At 58.5% G+C, this 21,555-nt stretch carries 19 protein-coding genes; 7 read left to right on the top strand and 12 right to left on the bottom strand.

What is annotated here, in order from left to right; all coding sequences use genetic code 11:
- Nucleotides 1-95 precede the first annotated feature (95 nt).
- The 3 genes from leuB to leuC form a co-directional block, all read right to left on the bottom strand.
- On the bottom strand, nt 96-1,181 hold the full coding sequence (leuB, locus tag BMY49_RS00840; RefSeq protein WP_089674531.1) for a 3-isopropylmalate dehydrogenase: 1,086 nt from the start codon (nt 1,179-1,181) through the stop codon (nt 96-98).
- 152 nt (nt 1,182-1,333) lie between these two features.
- Entirely contained in the window at nt 1,334-1,981 is a 648-nt protein-coding gene (gene leuD / locus BMY49_RS00845; RefSeq protein WP_089674533.1) for a 3-isopropylmalate dehydratase small subunit, read from the bottom strand.
- Nucleotides 1,982-1,984: 3 nt separating this feature from the next.
- On the bottom strand, nt 1,985-3,436 hold the full coding sequence (leuC, locus tag BMY49_RS00850) for a 3-isopropylmalate dehydratase large subunit (RefSeq protein ID WP_044628340.1): 1,452 nt from the start codon (nt 3,434-3,436) through the stop codon (nt 1,985-1,987).
- Nucleotides 3,437-3,594: 158 nt separating this feature from the next.
- Between leuC and BMY49_RS00855 the strand changes: the two genes are divergently transcribed.
- Both BMY49_RS00855 and BMY49_RS00860 read left to right on the top strand, forming a co-directional pair.
- Nucleotides 3,595-4,485: a LysR family transcriptional regulator gene (locus tag BMY49_RS00855; protein ID WP_089674535.1), complete on the top strand. Its 891-nt coding sequence runs from the start codon at nt 3,595-3,597 to the stop codon at nt 4,483-4,485.
- 261 nt (nt 4,486-4,746) lie between these two features.
- Nucleotides 4,747-5,667 carry a ketopantoate reductase family protein gene (locus tag BMY49_RS00860; protein ID WP_089674537.1) on the top strand — a complete coding sequence of 307 codons (921 nt, stop codon included), beginning with the start codon at nt 4,747-4,749 and terminating at the stop codon, nt 5,665-5,667.
- 234 nt (nt 5,668-5,901) lie between these two features.
- Here BMY49_RS00860 and BMY49_RS00865 read toward each other — a convergent pair whose 3' ends face one another.
- From BMY49_RS00865 to BMY49_RS00905, 9 genes are all read right to left on the bottom strand, one after another.
- Nucleotides 5,902-6,528, bottom strand: coding sequence for a glutathione S-transferase family protein (locus tag BMY49_RS00865; protein WP_089674539.1), 627 nt, complete (start codon nt 6,526-6,528; stop codon nt 5,902-5,904).
- 126 nt (nt 6,529-6,654) lie between these two features.
- Nucleotides 6,655-7,551: a 3-hydroxyisobutyrate dehydrogenase gene (gene mmsB / locus BMY49_RS00870; protein ID WP_089674542.1), complete on the bottom strand. Its 897-nt coding sequence runs from the start codon at nt 7,549-7,551 to the stop codon at nt 6,655-6,657.
- A 45-nt stretch (nt 7,552-7,596) separates the two neighbouring features.
- On the bottom strand, nt 7,597-8,712 hold the full coding sequence (locus BMY49_RS00875) for an enoyl-CoA hydratase/isomerase family protein (RefSeq protein WP_089674543.1): 1,116 nt from the start codon (nt 8,710-8,712) through the stop codon (nt 7,597-7,599).
- Nucleotides 8,713-8,758: 46 nt separating this feature from the next.
- A complete protein-coding gene (locus BMY49_RS00880) occupies nt 8,759-9,913 on the bottom strand; it encodes an acyl-CoA dehydrogenase family protein (protein WP_089674545.1) in 1,155 nt (384 codons plus the stop codon).
- A gap of 243 nt (nt 9,914-10,156) precedes the next feature.
- Nucleotides 10,157-11,158, bottom strand: a complete 1,002-nt coding sequence (locus tag BMY49_RS00885) for a branched-chain amino acid ABC transporter permease (protein ID WP_044628347.1) — start codon at nt 11,156-11,158, stop codon at nt 10,157-10,159.
- Between the two features lie 2 nt (nt 11,159-11,160).
- Nucleotides 11,161-12,048, bottom strand: a complete 888-nt coding sequence (locus BMY49_RS00890) for a branched-chain amino acid ABC transporter permease (RefSeq protein WP_044628348.1) — start codon at nt 12,046-12,048, stop codon at nt 11,161-11,163.
- A 150-nt stretch (nt 12,049-12,198) separates the two neighbouring features.
- Entirely contained in the window at nt 12,199-13,422 is a 1,224-nt protein-coding gene (locus tag BMY49_RS00895) for an ABC transporter substrate-binding protein (RefSeq protein WP_089674547.1), read from the bottom strand.
- A gap of 145 nt (nt 13,423-13,567) precedes the next feature.
- Nucleotides 13,568-14,317, bottom strand: coding sequence for an ABC transporter ATP-binding protein (locus BMY49_RS00900; protein ID WP_054640828.1), 750 nt, complete (start codon nt 14,315-14,317; stop codon nt 13,568-13,570).
- Nucleotides 14,314-15,099, bottom strand: a complete 786-nt coding sequence (locus BMY49_RS00905) for an ABC transporter ATP-binding protein (protein ID WP_089674548.1) — start codon at nt 15,097-15,099, stop codon at nt 14,314-14,316. The genes BMY49_RS00900 and BMY49_RS00905 overlap by 4 nt, the downstream gene beginning before the upstream one ends.
- Before the next feature lie 311 nt (nt 15,100-15,410).
- Here BMY49_RS00905 and BMY49_RS00910 point away from each other — a divergent pair, with 311 nt between their 5' ends.
- Genes BMY49_RS00910 through BMY49_RS00930 form a run of 5 tightly spaced genes read left to right on the top strand, consistent with a single transcriptional unit; the run spans nt 15,411 to nt 21,549 of the window.
- Entirely contained in the window at nt 15,411-15,815 is a 405-nt protein-coding gene (locus tag BMY49_RS00910) for a MerR family transcriptional regulator (protein WP_054640827.1), read from the top strand.
- Between the two features lie 49 nt (nt 15,816-15,864).
- Nucleotides 15,865-17,034, top strand: coding sequence for an isovaleryl-CoA dehydrogenase (locus tag BMY49_RS00915; RefSeq protein ID WP_054640826.1), 1,170 nt, complete (start codon nt 15,865-15,867; stop codon nt 17,032-17,034).
- Nucleotides 17,035-17,056: 22 nt separating this feature from the next.
- The gene (locus tag BMY49_RS00920) at nt 17,057-18,664 is read left to right on the top strand and encodes a carboxyl transferase domain-containing protein (RefSeq protein ID WP_074210505.1); all 1,608 of its coding nucleotides are present in this window, start codon (nt 17,057-17,059) and stop codon (nt 18,662-18,664) included.
- Nucleotides 18,665-18,676: 12 nt separating this feature from the next.
- A complete protein-coding gene (locus tag BMY49_RS00925; protein WP_074210504.1) occupies nt 18,677-19,501 on the top strand; it encodes an enoyl-CoA hydratase/isomerase family protein in 825 nt (274 codons plus the stop codon).
- Nucleotides 19,498-21,549, top strand: coding sequence for an acetyl/propionyl/methylcrotonyl-CoA carboxylase subunit alpha (locus BMY49_RS00930; RefSeq protein WP_074210503.1), 2,052 nt, complete (start codon nt 19,498-19,500; stop codon nt 21,547-21,549). The genes BMY49_RS00925 and BMY49_RS00930 overlap by 4 nt, the downstream gene beginning before the upstream one ends.
- The last annotated feature ends 6 nt before the right edge of the window (nt 21,550-21,555 follow it).

A 21,555-nucleotide genomic window follows, 5' to 3' on the forward strand; every position in this document is an offset into this window, starting at 1 on the left:
ACACATATCAGACACGACGTCGGCCACCCCTGAGGGCGGCCGACGCGGTCTGTTTACAAAGCAACAAGGCGAATCAGTTAGTTAGCAAGCTCGCTTTATGCTTGATAATGCTCGAACGCCGCGAGCACGGCGTCCCCCATCTCAACCGTCGAGACGCGCTTCATGCCTTCAGAGGCGATATCGGCGGTACGCAAGCCATCGTCCAACACGCTACCCACGGCGGCTTCGATACGCTCGGCCATCGCCGTTTCATTGAGCGAGTAACGCAGCATCATCGCCACGGAGAGCATCATGGCCAGCGGGTTGGCGATGTTTTGGCCCGCGATATCCGGCGCGCTGCCATGGCAAGGTTCGTACATGCCCTGACCGCTCTCGTTGAGCGAGGCAGACGGCAGCATGCCAATGGAACCTGTCAGCATGGCGGCGGCATCGGAGAGAATGTCGCCAAACATGTTGCCGGTGACCACCACATCGAACTGCTTCGGCGCGCGCACCAGCTGCATGGCAGCGTTGTCCACGTACATGTGGGCCAGCTCGACATCCGGGTACTCCGGCGCCAGCCGCTCCATGACCTCACGCCACAGAATCGTCACTTCCAGCACGTTGGCCTTGTCCACCGAGCAGAGCTTTTTGCCCCGCTTCTGGGCCATCTCAAAGGCGACGCGGCCAATGCGCTCGATTTCGCTTTCGGAGTAGACATAGGTGTTGAAACCAACACGCTCACCGTTGCGCTCTTCGATACCGCGCGGCTGCCCGAAGTAGATGCCGCCGGTGAGTTCACGCACGATCATGATATCCAGCCCCGCTACCAGCTCGGGTTTCAGGCTGGAAGCGCTGGCTAGCTGCGGGTAGAGCATGGCCGGGCGAAGGTTGCCGAACAGACCAAGATTCTTACGCAGCCCCAGCAGGCCTTTTTCAGGGCGCTTGGAAAGATCTTCGAGTTTATCCCACTTGGGGCCACCCACCGCACCCAGCAGAATGGCGCTGGCGGCTTTGGCTTTTTCCAGGGTTTCAGCGGGCAGCGGCTCGCCGTGGACATCGTAAGCGGAACCGCCCACCAAGCCCTCTTCTACCTCGATATCCAAGCCCGCCTCTTGGCAGGCTTGTAACAAACGCGCCGCCTGGGCCGCGATTTCCGGGCCGATACCATCACCGGGCAGCAGTAACACTTTGTGAGTCATGCTCGATCCTTAGCACTGATAATTTAGATATTCATAGCCCATGGCAACTCTCTGCGAGGGCGCTGTGAACCCCTCCCTGGGCGCTACTTTTGCCATCCATGGCAAAAGACCCTCGCATAGACTTGCCCTTGCCATTACTCGGTGAGTGGACGCTAAGCTGACTGGCGGAACAGCCACGGGCGCTGCTGGCGGTGCTTCTCCTCAAAGCTACGAATAGCGTCTTCGTCTTGCAGGGTGATGCCAATATCGTCCAAGCCATTCAGCAGACAGTGCTTGCGGAATGCATCCACGTCGAACTCAAGAATCTCGCCACTGGGCGTAATCACCCGCTGGTGCTCAAGATCCACGTCTAACTGGTAGCCTTCGTTAGCTTCTACTTCAGCAAACAGGCGATCCACTTCTTCTTCCGCCAGCGTGATTAGCAAAATGCCGTTCTTGAACGCGTTGTTGTAGAAGATATCGGCAAAGCTGGGGGCAATCACTACCTTGAAGCCGAAATCTTCCAGTGCCCAAGGCGCGTGTTCGCGGGAACTACCGCAACCGAAGTTACGGCGCGCCAGCAGTACCTCAGCGCCCTGGTAACGCGGCTGGTTCAATACGAAATCCGGATTCAGCGGGCGCTTCGAGCAGTCTTGCCCCGGCTGGCCTTCATCCAGGTAGCGCAGCTCGTCAAACAGGTTGACGCCAAAGCCCGTGCGCTTGATGGACTTCAAAAACTGCTTGGGAATGATCAGGTCGGTGTCGACATTAGCGCGATCCAGCGGCGCGACGATGCCTTCAAAACGTTCGAACTTTTTCATGACTTAGGCCTCCTGCGCGTGTGTGGCGTCGTTAGCGGGTAAGGTACGTACATCAACAAAGTGACCGGCAATCGCCGCTGCCGCTGCCATGGCAGGGCTGACCAAGTGAGTACGACCACCGTAGCCCTGGCGACCCTCGAAGTTACGGTTAGAGGTAGACGCACAATGCTCGCCTGCGCCCAGCTTGTCAGCGTTCATGGCCAAACACATGGAGCAGCCCGGCTCGCGCCATTCAAAGCCCGCCTCAATGAAGATTTTGTCCAGGCCTTCCGCTTCCGCTTGGCGCTTCACCAAGCCAGAACCCGGCACCACCATAGCCAGCTTGATGGAATCGGCCACTTTGTTGCCCTTCGCCACTTTTGCCGCTTCACGCAGGTCTTCAATACGCGAGTTAGTACAGGAGCCGATAAAGACTTTATCCAGTTTGATATCGGTGATCTTCTGATTCGCCTGCAAGCCCATGTACTCCAACGCGCGGGCGTGGCTGCGCTGAACGGTTTCGTCATCGGCGGCTTGCGGGTCGGGTACTTGGCCTGAAATACCGGTGACCATTTCCGGGCTGGTGCCCCAGCTCACCTGCGGTTCGATCTCTTCGGCTTTCAGCGTCACCACTTTATCGAAGTGGGCGTCTGCATCCGACACTAGGTTGCGCCAATCGGCTACGGCGGCTTCCCACTGCTCGGCGGTGGGCGCAAAGGGGCGCTCAGCGAGGTAGTCGATGGTGGTATCGTCCACGGCGATCAGGCCCACGCGAGCACCCGCTTCAATCGCCATGTTGCACACCGTCATGCGGCCTTCCATGGAGAGCGACTCGATGGCACTGCCAGCGAACTCGATGGCGTAGCCTGTGCCGCCTGCGGTGCCAATCTTGCCGATAATCGCCAGCACTACGTCTTTTGCGGTCACGCCCAGGCCCAGCTCGCCTTCGACGCGCACCTGCATGTTTTTCATCTTTTGCGCCAGCAGGCACTGAGTGGCTAATACATGCTCCACTTCTGACGTACCAATACCGTGAGCCAAGGCACCAAATGCGCCGTGAGTGGCGGTGTGGGAGTCGCCGCATACCACGGTCATACCGGGCAATGTAGCGCCCTGCTCGGGGCCTACCACGTGCACGATACCCTGGCGTGGGTCGTTGATTTTGAACTCTTCGATGCCGTACTCGACGCAGTTATCGTCCAGGGTTTGCACCTGAATAAGCGAGACCGGGTCTTTAATGCCGCTATTGCCCTCGGCGCGCTCTTTCACCGTGGTGGGCACGTTGTGGTCCGGCGTTGCCAGGTTGGCATCCAAACGCCAGGGCTTACGGTTGGCCAAACGCAGGCCTTCGAACGCCTGGGGCGAGGTCACTTCGTGGAGCAACTGGCGGTCGATGTAGATCAGCGCCGTACCATCATCGCGCTGTTTCACCAAGTGCTGGTTCCAGAGTTTGTCGTAAAGGGTTTGACCTGACATGTGGCTCTCCTGGGCAGTGCCCTGCTAGTTCGGTATGGCAGCCTCTGCGTGCTGCTTAAATTGCGATGAACAGGAGTGTTACGCGACTCGTGCATAAAAGCAATTCATGTTATTCATACTTTAGATTCCAAATAGGAATAGCAACCAGGGAGCCGCCCGTGGATACCCAAAGCCTGCAAGCCTTTCTCGCCGTGGCGGAAACCCAGAGCTTCTCCCGCGCTGCCGAGCAGCTCCATCTCACGCAGCCCGCCGTCAGCAAGCGCATCGCCACACTGGAAGACCTGCTGGGCACGCGGCTCTTCGACCGCATTGGACGGCGCATCGCACTCACCGAGGCGGGTAACGTGCTGCTACCCAAAGCTCAGCGCATTCTATTTACCGTGGAAGACAGCCGCCGCGCGCTGGCGAATCTCTCTGGCCAAGTGGGCGGCAAACTGACGCTCGCCACCAGCCACCATATTGGTTTGCACCGGCTGCCGCCGCTATTAAAGCAGTACACCCAGCGCCACCCAGAAGTCGCGTTAGACCTGCACTTTTTAGATTCCGAACTGGCCTACCAGGGCGTAATGGATGGCACGCTGGAAATGGCCATTGTGACGCTCGCCCCTCACCCCGTTGAACAACTGCAGGTAGTCGAGCTTTGGCGAGACCGGCTGTGTTTTGTCTGCGCCAAAGACCACCCGCTGGCCCAACGCAGCCGTGCTGATGACAAGCCCCTGAGCTTGGCGGAACTGTGTGAAGTGAACTGCATATTGCCGGGAGCCAAAACCTTTACCCGCACGCTGATTGGCCAGCGCTTTGAAGAAGCAGGTCTTAACCTGCCCGTGAGCATGTCCACCAACTACCTTGAAACGCTCAAAATGATGTGTGGCGTTGGTTTAGGGTGGAGCCTGTTACCCGAAAAAATGCTCGACAGCGAGCTAGTAGCGCTACCCGTAGACACCGCTACCATCCATCGTCCGTTGGGCTATCTAGTACATAACAACCGCACGCTCTCTAATGCTGCCCGCAAAATGATTGAGCAATTGGAAGCAAATTGCGAAACATAAAGTTACAAAAAAGCTTACCTTCAGGAACCGCTGATCAATTCGTCTCTAAGCGGCTGAAACGCTCATAATGGCACTTTCACTGCATCAGCGGTCGCTTTCTGACCAGCGAAGGTGGTCTGTTTCCCCTGCCAGCCGGATTAGCCGGCTGGCAGGGCAGATGACAGCTGTGGCGGGATGCGTGCAGCGCTTCCCTTAGCTTAGCCTCCCCACACCGAACACGGTAAGCTTGGCGGCACTCCCGCTGCTGAAGATACTTTACCCATGACAACCCACTGGATGCTTGGCCCTGGGGCCATTGGCCGTTTATTGGCGCACTCGCTGGCCCCGTTTGTGGAGGTGGCGGTGATTGGCCGCCGTGAATTGCCTACGCGGCAGGTGCTCACCACGCCAGAAGGCGAAGCGCGTGATCAGTACTTAACCTCACTCGCCGCTAAACAGTTGGTGGCTAATGCCCCTAAGCCGCCTGCGTTTGTGCATATCACTACCAAAGCGATGGCTGCCGAGGCGGCGCTTTCGAGTATTGCCAGCCTGCTGCCCCCCTCTACCCCGCTGGTGCTGTGGCAGAACGGTTTTTATACCCAGCCGGGCATTACCCAAACGTGGCCTGGGCCGGTGCTGTGCGCTACCACGACTCAGGGGGCGTACTTAACCGGGGATGATGGCGTGGTACACGCAGGCCGTGGGCCAACGTTTATCGGGGATTTGGATAACCAGCACCCAGGGTTAGCGGAATTCTTAGCGGCGCTGTTGAGTGAGGCTGGGTTTCCCGCTACGGCAGTGGGCGATATTCGTAGCCGCCTGTGGCAGAAGCTAGCGGTCAACGCGGCGATTAACCCCCTGGCGGCGTTGCATGGCGTGCGCAATGGGGAACTTCGTGGTAATGCCTACTCGGGCCGTGTGGTTGCCGTGGTGAAGGAAGTGGCTGCGATTTTAGCGAAGGAAGGCGTTGTGCCGCCGAACGGTGGCGAGGGTGAAGCCGCCTGGTTGGCGCTGGTGTGGCAAGTGGTGGAGAACACCGCGAATAATAAAGCCTCGATGCTGCAGGATGTAGAGGCGAAGCGGCCTACCGAGCGTAGGGCGATTTTAGGGCCTTTGATTGAGAGCGCTGAGCGGCATGGGTTGGGGTGTGAAGTATTGAAGGGGCTAGATCAGGAACTGACGTTGTTGGAAGCGGGGTTTTAGGCAGGCTTGGGTGGCTGGATCGTCGCGCGCTGAAGCGACCTCCCACAGGCGCTCCCACAAGCACTAAAGTTGAGTATTGTTATAACGCCCGATGGGTAGGTTGAGTATGTCGATAACAGCCCAGTGGCGGCTTTGCCACCCTTCGAGGGTGCCTCGCGTGGCTCGTTACGCCGTGCTACGGGATGATTACCCCTGTTCAACGACGAAGATACACGCCAAGCTCAAAATGAATTTTTAGGTGACGGGAATCATCACTATTTTGCGGTAGGCGGGGCGTTCGGCGAGCTGCTCTACCCAGCGCTGTAGAAGCGGGCGGGGCTGCCAAGTAAGGCCGCTGTTTAAGAGATTGTAGGTGAACGGGGCGATGGCGATATCGGCAAGGCCGAATTCATCACCAGAGAACCAGGACTGCTGGCTTAACGCGGCGTCTAGCTGGGCGAAGAGTTTTTCGCAGGTGGCGATGGCGGGGTCTAGCAGTGTGCTATCGCGCTGCTCCGGCGGGGTGCGTACATAGCCCATCAAAATGGTGCGGTGGGCGGGGGTTAGCAGGCTGGTGGACCAGTCCATCCACTTTTCCATTTGCGCCCGTTTGGCAGGGCTTTCAATCCATAAATGGTTGGGGCCGTACTGCGCCGCTAGGTAGCGGATGATGGTGTTGGACTCCCACAGCACGCTTTGGGTGGCGTCATCTTTAAGCAGCGGCACCAAGCCGTTGGGGTTCATGGCGAGGTATTCTGGCGTGTCGTTTACGCCGTGTTGCAGGCCTGCCATGACCTGCTCGAACGGTAGTTCCAGTTCTTCCAGTGCCCAGAGCACTTTTTTAACGTTGGTGGAGTTGTTGCGGCCCCAAAGCGTAATCATGGCAATCCTTGTTGTTGGTTAGTTTTGTGGCGCGACCAGGGCGGCGTTGCCGCCCTTCGCGGGTGCCTCGCGCTGCTCGTTACCACGCGCTACGCCACCCCCTCACGATTTACCACTTACCACTCACTACTCACTCTTATCCTGATACAGCTTGAGCAGGCTGGAGAAGTCGAGTTTGCCGTTGCCGCCTGCTTTGTGCAGGGTGAACAACGAACGGGCGGCGGAGCCCATGGGCACGGGGGATGCGCTTTGCTGGCTCACGTCCATGGCGAGGCCTAAGTCTTTGATCATTAGATCCACCTGGAAGCCGCCCTGGTAGCCTTTCGAGGCGGGGGCGTTTTCCATCACCCCTGGGTAGGGGTTGTAGACGTTCAGCGCCCAGTTGCCGCCGGAGCTTTGCTTCATGATTTCCGACAGCACGGCGGGGTCTAGGCCGTTTTTGACGCCCATATTGATCGCTTCGCAGGTGCCCGCCATCAGAATCGAGAGCAGCATGTTGTTGCACACTTTGGCTACCTGCCCTGCGCCGTGGTCACCGGCGTGGAAGATGTTTTTACCCATGGCTTGCAGCACTGGCTGCGCCTGGGCGAACTGAGCCTCCGAGCCGCCGACGATAAAGGTCAGCGTGCCCGCTTGGGCACCGCCTACCCCACCGGAAACCGGTGCATCTACAAAGCCAATGCCCTTTTCAGCGCCAGCAGCGGCTACTTGGCGGGCGGTATCGGCATCAATGGTGGAGCAATCAATCACCAGCGCGCTGGGTTTGATCACCTCGAACAGCGGCGCGTCGCCATCCACGTACAACCCGCGCACGTGCTTGCCTGCGGGCAGCATGGAGATGACGAAGTCGGCATCGGTGGCCGCTTCCGAAGCGGTGGCGGCAATCTCGCAGCCTTGAGATTTAGCGGTTTCCAGCGCTTGGGCGGAAAGGTCAAAAGCGCGCACGTTAAAGCCTGCTTTCGCCAGATTGGCGGCCATGGGGCCGCCCATATTGCCTAAACCAATAAACGCAACGGTAGTCATCTTTTTGTCCTTATTAGCGTGTCATTTGCGGTGAATGAGTGTGCGTTATTTGAGGTCTGCCAGCGGGTTGGTGTCCCATGCGGGTGCCAGCAGTTCGTCTATAAAGGAGGGCTCGACCGAGGCCACGTCGGGGTAGGTCCAGCTTGGCTGGCCGTCTTTATCCACCAGCAGTGCGCGTACGCCTTCGGGGAACTCCCGGTGGCGGCAGCACTGCACAGAGAGCGAAAGCTCAAACTGAAACACTTCCGCCAACGACATATGCTTGGCGCGGGCGAGCTGCTCGTGAATCAACTTGACCGAAACGGGGCTGCCGTGGGCCAAGGTTTTTTGCGCTTTGCTGAACCACTTGTCGTCGGTCTCGACCGCCAGCACAGCCTCGACCATCTGCTCGACGGTGTCGTGGTCCATCAGCTCACGAATTAAAGAAGACGACTTGTAAACTGGCGCTTCCATCTCCGCGAACACCTCTTGGGAGGCCTGCTCCAGCTCGCGCAGTACGTGATTCACTACGCCGTGGGCGTCGGTGTGTTCGCCTTCGCCCCAGCTGGCTGCTAGCAGCTTTTCGGCCAGCTCGTCGCGGTAGTGGCTGGCAATGGCGCGGTCGGCAAGACCCAGGTGAACCGCGTCCGGGGCATTAATTTGCCCACCGGTCATGGCCAGAAACCGCCCAGCGCCGCCCGGTAGGCGGTTAAGGAACCAGCTCGCGCCCACATCCGGGTACAACCCAATGGTGACTTCTGGCATAGCCAACCGGGAGGTTTCCGTGACGATGCGGTGGCTACTGCCGCTTAACAGGCCCATGCCGCCGCCCATCACGATGCCGTTGCCCCAGCAGATCACCGGTTTGGGGAAGGTGTGCAGCTGGTAATCCAGGCGGTACTCGTTCTCGAAGAAGCGCTCGGGGAAGTCCGCGGCACCTTCACCTTGAATGGCTTTGTAGAGGTTGACCACATCGCCACCGGCGCAGAAGGCTTTTTCGCCTGCGCTATCCAGCAGCACGGCTACGACCCGCTCGTCGCTTTGCCACTGGTTTAAGCGCGGCAGGATCTCTTCGATCATTTCCAGCGTGAGCGCATTTAAAGAGCGCTCGGCGTTCAGGGTAATCGCGCCAATCACATGGCCATCTTGGGTGGTGTGCTCTTCAAATAGTACGCAACTCATGGTTTGTCCTTATATGCTCGGGGCTTGGTGATATGTGCCCTGGCAGCTATAGCTCAGCGGCACCGTCGGCCAGTACGCGGCGGGAAATAATCAGCCGCATAATCTCGTTGGTGCCTTCCAGAATACGGTGCACGCGGGTATCGCGCACGTAGCGCTCCATCGGGTACTCCTTAATGTAGCCATTGCCACCGTAAAGCTGCAGCGCTTCATCGCACACCTTGAAACCCACATCGGTAGCGAACCGCTTGGCCATCGCACAGTAGGTGGTGGCATCCGGGTGGCCCGCATCCAGCTTGGTGGCGGCCATGCGTACCAGTTGGCGGGCGGCCACCAGCTCGGTCACCATATCGGCTAGGCGGAACTGCAGCGCTTGGAACTCGGCCAGGCGCTTGCCGAACTGCTTGCGCTCTAGCATATACTCGCGGGCTTTATTGAGCGCCTGCTGAGCGGTGCCGATCGAACACGTCGCAATATTGATGCGCCCGCCGTCCAGGCCCTTCATGGCGATTTTGAAACCGTCGCCCTCGTTGCCCAGCAGGTGGTTAGCGGGTACGCGCACGTCTTCAAAGGTGATCATGCGGGTGGGCTGGCTATTCCAACCCATTTTTTCCTCTTTGCGGCCGTAACTGATGCCCTCGCTCTTGGCATCCACCGCGAAGGCGGAAACGCCGCTGGGGCCTTCGCCGCCGGTGCGCGCCATCACCACCAGGAAATCGGTGCTACCCGCGCCGGAAATAAACATCTTGCTGCCGTTCAGCACGTAGTGCTCGCCATCACGCTTGGCGGTGGTTTTCAGCGAGGCCGCGTCGGAGCCTGCGTTGGGTTCGGTTAAGCAGTAAGAGCCCAATAGCTCGCCGGTCGCCAGCTTTTCGCCCCACTGCGCCACGGCGTCCGGTGTGCCGAAGTCCGCCAGCATCCAGGTCACCATGTTGTGGATGGTGAGGTACGCGGTGGTGGAGGTGCAGCCCATCGAGAGCTGTTCAAAAATAATGCTGGCATCGAGCCGGGAAAGGCCCAGTCCGCCGACACTTTCCGGGGCGTAGAGCGAACAGAAGCCCAACTCCCCTGCTTTACGAATCACATCGACGGGGAAAAAAGATTCTGCGTCCCACTCGGCGGCGCGGGGCTCCAGCTCGTTCTGGGCGAACGCCCGGGCCATATCGGAAAAAGCGACTTGGTCTTCACTTAGCTCAAAATTCATGGCGTATCTCCACAGTGCGTGGATGCACCGCGCCTAGGCAGGCGGCAGGCAAGTCACGCATTAGCTGTTGTCATTATTAGCAATGTTGACGTTTACGTTAACTTATATTCTTACCCTACCTTGCGCAACCAAATCCCCCACGACCTTTGGCGTAGAAATGGGCTTACGGCCTTATTTCACAAGCAGAAAAAAGGGTGCCCGAAGGCACCCAATCCACGGACAGACGCGGTTAACGGGAATCCATCACTTAAAGTTTTTACGGTACATTTTGGCCAGCTCGCCGATGATGCCGCTACGGAAGCTCAGCACGCACACCACAAAGATGATGCCCAGAATCACGCTTACCCAGTTCCCCAACGGCGACTGCGCCAGCAGATGCTGCAGGCTAACCACTAGCCCCGCCCCCATCAGCGGGCCAAGCAGCGTGCCTACACCGCCCAGCAGCGTCATCAAAATCACCTCACCCGACATATGCCAGTGGGCATCGGTGAGCGAGGCCAGCTGGAACACCACGGTTTTAGTGGAACCTGCCAAACCTGCTAGCGCCGCCGAGAGAACGAAAGCCAACAGCTTGTAGGCATCGACGTTGTAGCCCAGCGACACGGCCCGGGGCTCGTTCTCGCGAATGGCTTTCAGCACTTGCCCAAAGGGTGAATGAACCGTGCGCTGAATCACCGCGAAGCCAAACACGAACACGGCGAAGACGAAGTAGTACATCGCCAAGTTGCTGCTCAAATCGATCACGCCAAACAGGTGCCCTCTCGGCACACCGTGCAGGCCATCCTCCCCACCGGTGAACGACGACTGCACGAACACGAAGAACATCAGCTGTGCCAGCGCCAGTGTGACCATGGCGAAGTAAATGCCCTGGCGGCGAATAGAGAGCACGCCAAACAATACGCCTAGCAGCGTTGCCATTAACGTACCCGCAAGAATGCCTAGCTCTGGCGTTAAGCCTGGGTAGCTGGCCAGCAAGTAGCCGGTCACATAGCCGCCGGTGGCTAGGAAGGCCGCATGGCCAAATGAGAGCAGCCCGGCGTAGCCCAACAGTAGGTTGAAAGCGCAGGCAAACAGCGCAAAACAGAGAATCTTCATCAAGAAGACGGGGTACGCCACAAAGGGAGCAACTAACCCCATCGCCAGCAGCACAAGGTAGAACATATTGCGGCGTAGCTTGGCGCGCCGTTGACGCTCCTGCACCACGGAGGGCAACTGGGTTGCCGAGGTGGTATGCGTTGTTGTCATGGTTATGCCTCCTTACCGAACAGCCCAGCGGGGCGTAGCATGAGTACCAGGATCATCACTAGAAAGATCACGGTATTAGAGGCTTCCGGGTAGTACACCTTGGTTAACCCTTCAATAATGCCCATGCCTAAGCCGGTTAAAATGGCGCCTAAAATGGAGCCCATACCGCCGATAACGACCACCGCAAACACCACAATCAATAGGCTTGAGCCCATAGTGGGCGATACCGGGTACAGCGGTGCCGCCAGCACGCCTGCAAAGGCGGCAAGCCCAACCCCAAACCCGTAGGTTAGGGTAATCAGCAGCGGTACGTTCACACCGAACGCCTGCATCAGTTGGGAGTTTTCTGTACCGGCGCGCAGGTAGGCACCCAAGCGGGTACGCTCAATCATGAACCAGGTGAATAGACACATGGCCAGCGCCGCTACCAGCACCCAAGCACGGTAGGTGGGCAGGAACATAAAGCCCAGGTTCAGCCCGCCCTGTAGAATGGCAGGCGTTTCGTAACGCGCCCCAGAAACGCCGAACAAGTTAATCAAAGTGCCTTCGAAAATCAGCGCCAACCCGAAGGTCAGCAGTAGCCCGTAAAGGTGGTCCAGGTGGGCAATGCGACGCAGCAGAAAGCGCTCCATCAGCATGCCGCAACCACCCACTACCAGCGGGACCAAAATCAGTGCTAGCCAATAGTTAATGCCCAGGTAGCGAAAGCCTAGCAGCGCGGCGAAGGCTCCCAGCATGTACTGCGCCCCATGGGCAAAGTTGACGATCTTCAGTAGGCCGAAGATGACCGCCAGGCCCAAACTAAGCAGTGCGTAAAAGGCACCGTTCACAAGCCCAAGCGTTAGCTGGCCCATGAACACGGCCATTGGCACGCCGAATATCATCGTCATGGTATGACTCTCCTCGCCGCTAAGCGGGCAGCCCTATAGGGCTGCCCCAGCGCGTTGCTTATTGTTAGAAACGCCTTTCATCACGCCTTTACGGCTTGCTTGGCCCCAGGCCAAGGCAGCAGATGCCTGGGCCTGGAGCGCGTCAGCAGATCAGTTCTGTACCAGCGAGCACTGGCTTTCAGACAGCGGACGGTAGGCTTCTGCGGCGGGAATGGTGCTAAGGATCTCGTAGAGGTCCCACTCACCGGTAGACTCTTCCGGCGTTTTTACCTGGGCTAGGTACATGTCGTAAATCATACGGCCATCTTCACGAATGCTGCCGTTACGGGCGAAGAAGTCGTTGATCGGCTCTTCGGCCATTTTCGCGCGCACGGTTTCGGGGTCATCGGTGCCAGCGGCTTCCACGGCTTTCAGGTAGTGCATAGTGCTGGAGTAGATACCGGCTTGCACCATGGTGGGCATACGGCCTGTTTCTTCAAAGTAACGCTCGGACCAAGCGCGGGACTCTTCATCCATGTCCCAGTACCAGCCGGTGGTCAGCAGCAGCCCTTGGGTGGCTTCTAGCCCCAGCGCGTGTACGTCGTTGAGAAAGATCAGCAGACCTGCTAATTGCTGGCCGCTTTGGGTCAGACCAAACTGGCTGGCAGTGGTAATGGCGTTGACCGTGTCGGCACCGGCATTGGCGAGGCCGACAATTTTCGCTCCAGAACCCTGCGCCTGAAGAATGTAGGAGGAGAAGTCACTGGTGGGGAACGGGTGACGCACGCCGCCGACAATTTCACCGCCATTGGCTTCTACCACACTGGTCACGTCGGCTTCCAGTGCATGGCCGAAGGCGTAATCCGCAGTGAGTAGGAACCAGCTATCGCCGCCCTGCTCAACGACGGACTTCGCGGTGCCGTTGGCCAGCGGATAGGTGTCATATACCCAGTGAATATGGTTCGGAGTACAGTGTTCGTTGGTAATACTAGACGCCGCCGAGCCCGAGACGATGCCCAGGCCGTTGTTCTCTTGCAACACTTTGGTCACGGCGATAGACACAGACGACGCCACTAAGCCGCCAACCATATCGACGTTACGCTGGTCGATCCACTCGCGCACGGTGTTGGCACCCACGTCGGCACTGTTGCGGTCATCGGCGCTGAAAATCACAATGGGTGAGCCGTTCACGCTGCCGCCAAAATCGGCCACCGCCATTTCCATCGCAGTTTGGCCACCTGGGCCAGCCAAATCACGGTAGGTGCCGGACATATCGGCTAAGTAGCCAATACGCACTTCACCATCGCTGATCTCGGCGTGGGCGGTCGAGATCGCCATGCTGGAGGCAGCGGCAACGGCGATGCTGGCGGCCAGCGTCTTCTTCATATAGGTCATGTTCGTCTCCTGGCCCTGAGGGCCTTTGTTTTTATGATGCGGACGTTCAGTTATAGCGTTTGTGTGTGGAGCGCTTGTGTATGAAACGTAAGTGTTGCGTTTGTTGTTCTTTAAGGCCGTGCTTACAGTTTAGATGGTGTGCGATTTATACCCCCAGCATGCTGTTTAAATGTTCCCGCCGGGAAGGCAACTGCTCGGCGGTGATCTCCTCAACAATTTGGCCGTGATCCATCACAAAGTGGCGGTCAGCCAGCGGGGCAGCAAAGCGGAAGTTCTGCTCAACCAGCACGATGGTCATGCCGCGCTCTTTTAGCTGCACCAATACCTCGCCCAGCTTTTGCACGATGACCGGCGCCAAGCCTTCGGTGATTTCATCCAGCAGCAGCAAGCGCGCACCGGTACGCAGAATGCGCGCCATGGCCAGCATCTGCTGTTCGCCGCCGGAGAGCCGCGTGCCCTGGCTTTTGCGACGCTCGTAGAGGTTCGGGAACATGCCGTAGATTTCATCCAAGCTCATACCGCCTGAACGCACAGTGGGTGGCAGCAGCAGGTTTTCGTGAACATCTAAGCTCGCAAAAATACCGCGCTCTTCCGGGCAGTAGCCAATCCCTAACCGGGGAATATGGTGCGGCTTCATGCGCAGGGTTTCATTGCCATTAATGACAATCGAACCAGTGCGCCGCCCGACCATATTCATAATCGCTTTTAGCGTGGTGCTGCGGCCCGCGCCGTTACGGCCCAGCAGAGTCACCAGCTCGCCACGCTTCACGTCGAAATTCACCCCATGCAGAATGTGCGATTCGCCATAGAAGGCGTGCAGGTCTTGCACTCGCAGCATCTCTAGGGTCTGGTTTTCTGGGGCTTCTTGGCTCTCGAATGCTTCTGCGGTATTCATACGGCAGCCTCCTCAGCCTCTTCGCTGCCCATATAGGCTTCGCGCACTAAGGGGTTGCGGGAAACCGTGTCGTAATCCCCTTCTGCCAGTACCGCACCCCGTGCCAATACGGTAATACGGTCACACAAGCGGCTGACCACGCTAAGGTTGTGCTCCACCATCAACACCGTGCGGCCTTGGGAAACCCGTTTGATCAGCGCCACGATACGGTCAACATCTTCCGCGCCCATGCCCTGGGTCGGCTCGTCTAGCAGCATCATGCTGGGGTCCAGCGCCAGCGTGGTGGCCACTTCTAAGGCGCGCTTGCGGCCATAGGGCATTTCCACAGTGAGCGTATCGGCGTATTCGCGCAGGCCCACTTCATCGAGCAGCGCTAGGGCGCGGTCGTTGAGGTGTTCCAGCGTTTTTTCCGATTTCCAGAAGTGGAACGACGTGCCCAGCTGGCGCTGAAGCGCTACGCGCACGTTTTCCAGTGCGGTCATGTGGGCAAATACCGCTGAAATCTGAAACGAACGCACTAAGCCAAGCTGGGCGATCTCGTTGGATTTTTTGCTGGTGATGGGTTGGCCACGATAGAGAATCTCGCCCCGCGTAGGGGGCAAAAACTTGGTTAACAGGTTAAAGACCGTCGTTTTACCTGCACCGTTTGGGCCAATCAGGGCATGAATATGCCCCTCCTGCACCTGGAGGTTTACGTTATCCACGGCGGTAAAGCCGCGAAACTCTTTGGTCAGCCCTCGAGTTTCGAGCACTGGCCCCTTGGTCACTTCGTCTGCACGCATGAGGTAGGACGCCTCTTGTTGTTCTTGTACGGTGGGAAGCGAAACTCGTTAGCCAGCAACGCATCCTTACCTGAACGTAAGGTGTAAGTGCAAACTAGCAACCCCACACAGGGTATTACAATTACAACTTTGGTCTACGCACCACTCTGATGCACCAAATTAAAGCTTAAAAGTCTTTATTTATCAGTTATTTTTTAAAATTCAACGGTAACTCACTCATTGCAATCTAAGCTTTACGTTAACGTAAACTTGTTTTAGCCTCATGGTCAGTGTTCCATAGGGACATTCCCCTATCGACGAGAATAATGATCATGAGCAAAACCTACTCGATCAGCGAACTGGCCAGCGAGTTTGATGTGACCACGCGTAGCATCCGCTTTTATGAAGATCAGGAGCTACTGCATCCCACCCGCCGGGGCCAGACACGTATTTACAGCAGTAAAGATCGCGTACGGCTAAAGCTGACACTGCGCGGCAAACGCCTGGGGTTTTCGCTGGCGGAAATCCGCGAGCTGTTTGAGCTGTGGGATGAGACCCGCAGCGGCAGCGAAAAGCAGCTACACCTGATGCTGAGCAAAATCAGCGAACGCAAAGCCGCGCTAGAGCAGCAGATGAAAGACATCACGATGGTGCAGTTGGAGCTTGAAAGCGCTGAGATTCGCTGCCGCCAAGCCCTTGAAGAGCTTAACGAGAAACATCCGGCCACCGCGAAATAAACAACACCAACGCATAACGACCCGATTAACAACGACAAGGTGATTGACCATGTTTTCCCACTATTCAGAACTAAATTTCGGTCTTGACGATGAGCTGAACATGCTGCGTGAGCAGGTCAACGCCTTTGCCGCCAGTGAGATTGCCCCACGCGCCGCCGAGATCGATCACAACAACGAGTTTCCCAACGACCTGTGGAAGAAATTCGGCGATATGGGCCTGCTGGGCATTACCGTACCGGAAGAAGATGGCGGCAGCGGTATGGGCTACTTGGCCCACTGTATCGCCATGGAGGAGATCTCCCGGGCCAGTGCTTCCGTCGGGCTCTCCTACGGCGCGCACTCCAACCTGTGCGTTAACCAGCTCAAGATCAACGCCTCCGCCGAGCAAAAAGCCAAATACCTGCCCAAGCTGATGAGCGGCGACCACGTGGGCGCGCTGGCGATGTCAGAGCCCGGCGCTGGCTCCGATGTGGTCTCCATGCAGCTGCGCGCCAAAGAGGATGGCGACCACTACATTCTCAACGGCAACAAAATGTGGATCACCAACGGCCCCGATGCCGATGTGCTGGTGGTTTACGCCAAAACCGACCCGGATGCCGGTTCCAAAGGCATCACTGCGTTTATTATCGAAAAAGGCATGCCGGGCTTCTCCACCGCCCAGAAACTCGACAAGCTGGGCATGCGCGGCTCTAACACCTGCGAGCTGGTCTTCCAGGATTGCCGTGTGCCCGCCGAGAACGTGCTGGGCGAAGTAGGCAAAGGCGTTCGTGTATTGATGAGCGGCCTGGATTACGAGCGCACCGTTCTGGCCGCTGGCCCCATCGGCATCATGCAAGCCGCTATGGACATCGTCATTCCTTACATCCATGAGCGTAAGCAGTTCAATCAATCCATCGGTGAGTTCCAACTGGTGCAGGGCAAGGTGGCGGATATGTACACCACGCTAAACGCCTGCCGCGCTTATTTATACGCCGTCGCGGCCGCCTGCGACCGTGGCCAAACTTCTCGTAAAGATGCCGCTGGCGTCATCCTCTACTGCGCTGAAAAAGCCACCCAGGTCGCGCTGGATGCCATCCAGCTACTGGGCGGCAACGGTTATATCAACGAGTACCCCACCGGCCGCCTGCTGCGCGACGCGAAGCTTTACGAAATTGGCGCGGGCACCAGCGAGATTCGCCGGATGCTGATTGGCCGCGAACTTTTCACCGAAAGCCTTTAACAAAAATTAGCAGGGGCGCGCCATGAGCACACTCTCCACACAGATCAACCCGCGCAGCGATGTGTTTCAGGCCAACGAGGCCGCCATGCTGGGGGAAGTCAACAAACTCCGTGAACTCACTGCGGCCATTGCAGAAGGAGGCGGTGAGAAAGCCCGCGCCCGCCATGAGAGCCGTGGCAAGCTGTACGTGCGTGACCGCATCGACCATTTGATTGATGAAGGCTCGCCGTTTCTGGAGTTTTCCGCGCTGGCGGCGCATCACGTTTACGACAGTGAGGTACCTGCCGCAGGCGTGATCACCGGGATTGGTCGGGTATCTGGCGTTGAGTGCGTGATTGTGGCCAACGACGCCACGGTAAAAGGCGGCACCTATTTCCCGCTAACGGTGAAAAAGCACCTGCGTGCCCAGGAAATTGCCCGCAAGCACCGCCTGCCGTGCATCTACTTGGTGGATTCTGGCGGTGCCTTCCTGCCCCGCCAGGACGAAGTCTTCCCTGACCGTGACCACTTCGGGCGTATTTTCTACAACCAGGCCACGATGTCCGCTGAAGGCATTCCGCAGATCGCCGTGGTGATGGGCTCCTGTACCGCAGGGGGTGCGTATGTGCCTGCCATGGCGGATGAGTCCATCATTGTTAAAGAGCAAGGCACGATCTTCCTGGGTGGCCCACCACTGGTAAAAGCCGCCACGGGGGAGAGCATCAGCGCGGAAGACCTGGGCGGTGCGGATGTTCACGCCAAAGTGAGCGGTGTAGCCGACCACTACGCCGAAAATGACGCCCATGCGCTGCAGCTTGCCCGCGCCTGCGTATCGCGTCTGAACTGGCAAAAGCGCGGCCAGCTGGCCATGCAGCCGCCTAGGCCGCCCAAGCTCGACCCTTCAGAGCTTTATGGCATCGTCGGCACCGACCTGAAAAAGCCCTACGACGTGCGCGAAGTCATTGGCCGCATCGTCGATGGCTCCGACTTTGACGAGTTCAAACGCTACTACGGCGACACGCTGGTGACCGGCTTTGCCCATATTCACGGCTACCCGGTGGGGATCGTGGCGAATAACGGCGTGCTGTTTTCTGAGAGCGCGGTAAAAGGTGCGCACTTTATTGAGCTGTGCGCCCAGCGCAAAATCCCGCTGGTGTTCCTGCAGAACATCACCGGCTTTATGGTTGGCTCCAAGTACGAGCATGAAGGCATTGCCAAGCACGGCGCCAAACTCGTCACCGCCGTGGCCTGCGCCAACGTGCCGAAATACACCGTGCTGATTGGCGGCAGCTTCGGCGCGGGTAACTACGGTATGTGTGGTCGTGCTTACGACCCCAACCTGCTGTTTATGTGGCCCAACGCGCGTATTTCGGTGATGGGCGGCGAACAGGCGGCGGGCGTACTTTCCCAGGTAAAACGCGAGCAGTACGAGCGCGAAGGCCAAGAATGGAGCAAAGAGGACGAAGAAGCGTTCAAAAAGCCCACCCGCGACCAGTACGAGCATCAGGGCCACCCCTACTACGCCAGCGCCCGCCTGTGGGATGACGGCGTGATCGACCCGATGCAAACCCGCGATGTGCTGGGGCTGTCACTGGCCGCCGCGATGAATGCCGAAGTCAAAGAGACGCGCTTCGGCGTGTTCCGGATGTAAGGGGCGAACATCATGGCTTACTCAACATTAGTCATCGAGGCGGGTATCGCTCGCCTAACCTTAAACCGCCCAGAGGTGCATAACGCCTTTGACGATAGCCTGATTGCCGAACTCAATGCTCATCTGGAAAAGCTCCACGACTTGGCAAGTGCAGGCGACGTGCGGGTGGTGGTGCTCGGCTCTGAAGGTAAAAGCTTCTCCGCAGGTGCTGACCTGAACTGGATGAAGCGCATGGTCGATTACGACCTGGAAGATAACCTAGCGGATTCCCGCAAGCTTGCGGCGCTGATGCACGGCCTGGATACCCTGCCCTGCCCGACCATCTGCCGCGTACAGGGGGCGGCGTTTGGTGGCGCGGTGGGCTTAGCCGCCTGCTGCGATATCGTCGTGGCGTCCGAAAAAGCCAAGTTTTGCCTGTCGGAAGTCAATATTGGCCTGTCGCCTGCGGTGATTAGCCCTTACGTTCAGCGCGCCCTTGGCCAGCGCCAAATGCGCCGCTACGCGCTGACCGCCGAAGTGATGGATGCGCCAACCGCGCTCAGCCTGGGTTTAGCCCATCAGGTAGTGGAGCACGATGCCTTGGATAACGCGGTGGATAGCATGATCGCTACGCTGGTTAAAGGCTCCCCTCAGGCACAGCGGGCTACCAAGGCACTATTAGCCACCGTGGCCCAAGCTCCAGATGCCGATGCTACTCGTGAGCACACCTGCCAAGTGATTGCCAAGCTGCGGGTGAGCCAAGAGGGCCAAGAGGGCCTCGCCAGCTTTTTTGACAAGCGTCGCCCCGCCTGGACGTCACCCGAAGAACACAACAACACTGCGGAGCCACGCTCATGACGTTTACCCCAACCAAATTCGATACCCTGCTGGTGGCTAACCGCGGTGAGATTGCCTGCCGCGTGATGCGTACCGCCCGCCGCATGGGCTTAAAAACCGTGGCGGTTTATTCCGATGCCGACGCCACCGCCCGCCACGTACGTGAAGCCGATGAAGCCGTGCGCCTCGGCCCTGCCGCCGCCCGGGAAAGCTACTTAAGCGTTGACGCGGTGATTGAGGCCGCCCAACGCACCGGCACCGGCGCGATTCACCCCGGCTATGGCTTTCTGTCTGAAAACGGCACCTTTGTTAAAGCGCTAGAGCAAGCGGGCATTACTTTTGTTGGCCCGCCCGCTTCCGCCATTGCCGCCATGGGCGACAAGTCTGCCGCCAAAGCGCGTATGGCGAATGCGGGCGTGCCGCTGGTGCCCGGCTACCACGGCGACGACCAAGGCGATGCCCTGCTGCGTTCCGAGGCCGATAAGATCGGCTACCCCGTCATGCTAAAAGCCAGCGCCGGTGGCGGCGGTAAAGGCATGCGCGTGGTAGAGAGCGGTGAAGGCTTCCAGGCCGCGCTGGACGGCTGCCGCCGGGAGTCTAAAGCCGCGTTTGGCGATGACCGCATGCTGATCGAGAAGTATCTAGTACAGCCCCGCCATGTGGAAGTACAGGTGTTCTGCGACCGTTACGGCAACGGCGTGTATCTGTTCGAGCGGGACTGCAGCGTGCAGCGCCGACATCAAAAAGTGATTGAAGAAGCCCCCGCCCCCGGCATGACGCCTGAACTGCGCGCCGCCATGGGCGATGCCGCCGTTCGCGCCGCCCAGGAGATTGGCTACGTGGATGCGGGCACGGTGGAGTTTCTGCTGGACTCTTCACCAGGTCAGGACGGCGCTTTCTATTTCATGGAGATGAACACCCGCCTGCAGGTCGAGCATCCCGTTACCGAGATGATTACCGGTCAAGACCTGGTGGAGTGGCAGCTAAGAGTCGCTATGGGCGAGCCGCTGCCCTGCCGCCAGGACGAGCTAACCATTACCGGCCACAGCTTTGAAGCACGCATTTACGCCGAAGACCCGGAGCAGGACTTCCTTCCCGCCACCGGCCTACTCACCCGCTTCGCGCTGGACTTGGAAGGCGCAGGGCTAGGCGCTGATCAAGTGCGATTGGATAGCGGCGTGGAGAGCGGCGATACGGTGTCGATGCACTACGACCCGATGCTCGCCAAGCTGATTGTGCATGGCGTTGACCGCGACGCTGCGCTAGCCACCCTCAACCGGGCGCTGGCGGCGCTGGATGTGCAGGGCGTGGTCACCAACCGCGCCTTCTTGCAGCGCTTAGCCAATCACCCTGGCTTTAAGAACGTCGAGCTGGATACCCGCTTTATCGAGCGCAACGAAGCCACCCTGTTTGCTCCGCGTCAGTTTTCTACAGAAGACTATGCCAGCGCCGCGCTGATTGGCTTGCATCAATTAGCCCAGGAGTGCGAAAGCGACTCCCCTTGGGGCCGCCACGATGGTTTCCGACTGAACGCGCCGCACACCATTCGCATTGCGCTGTGTGACCCGGCAAGCGCTCAAGCCGCGGATAATGACAGCGCAGTGGTCGTGGTAGAGGGCAAGCGCGCCACCTTGGATACCCAGTGGCAGCTCACCATTGGCAACAGCACACTGACTGCCAGCCTACAGCCGCTGGAAGGCGATGCCGTGGCCGTCACACTCAACGGTCACCGCCGCCGCTTACAGGCGTATAAAGATGGTCATGTCGTGGTGATGGCCGAACCCAGCGGTGAAATCCGCCTGTTCTGGCGGCGCATCGATGCCATCGACCACGGCCACCACGAAGCGGAATCCACCCTCACCGCTCCGATGAACGGCACGGTAGTGGCGCTGCTGGTGGAGCCCGGCGCTCAGGTTGAAAAAGGCATGCCGCTGATGGTGATGGAAGCCATGAAAATGGAGCACACCATGACCGCTCCCGCCGATGGCAGCGTAGAGACGTTCCACTTCCAGGCGGGCGATACCGTTGGCCAGGGCGATGTACTGCTCGACTTTGCCCCCAGTGAATAGGAGCCG

This window comes from Vreelandella aquamarina, assembly GCF_900110265.1.
Taxonomy (GTDB): domain Bacteria; phylum Pseudomonadota; class Gammaproteobacteria; order Pseudomonadales; family Halomonadaceae; genus Vreelandella; species Vreelandella aquamarina.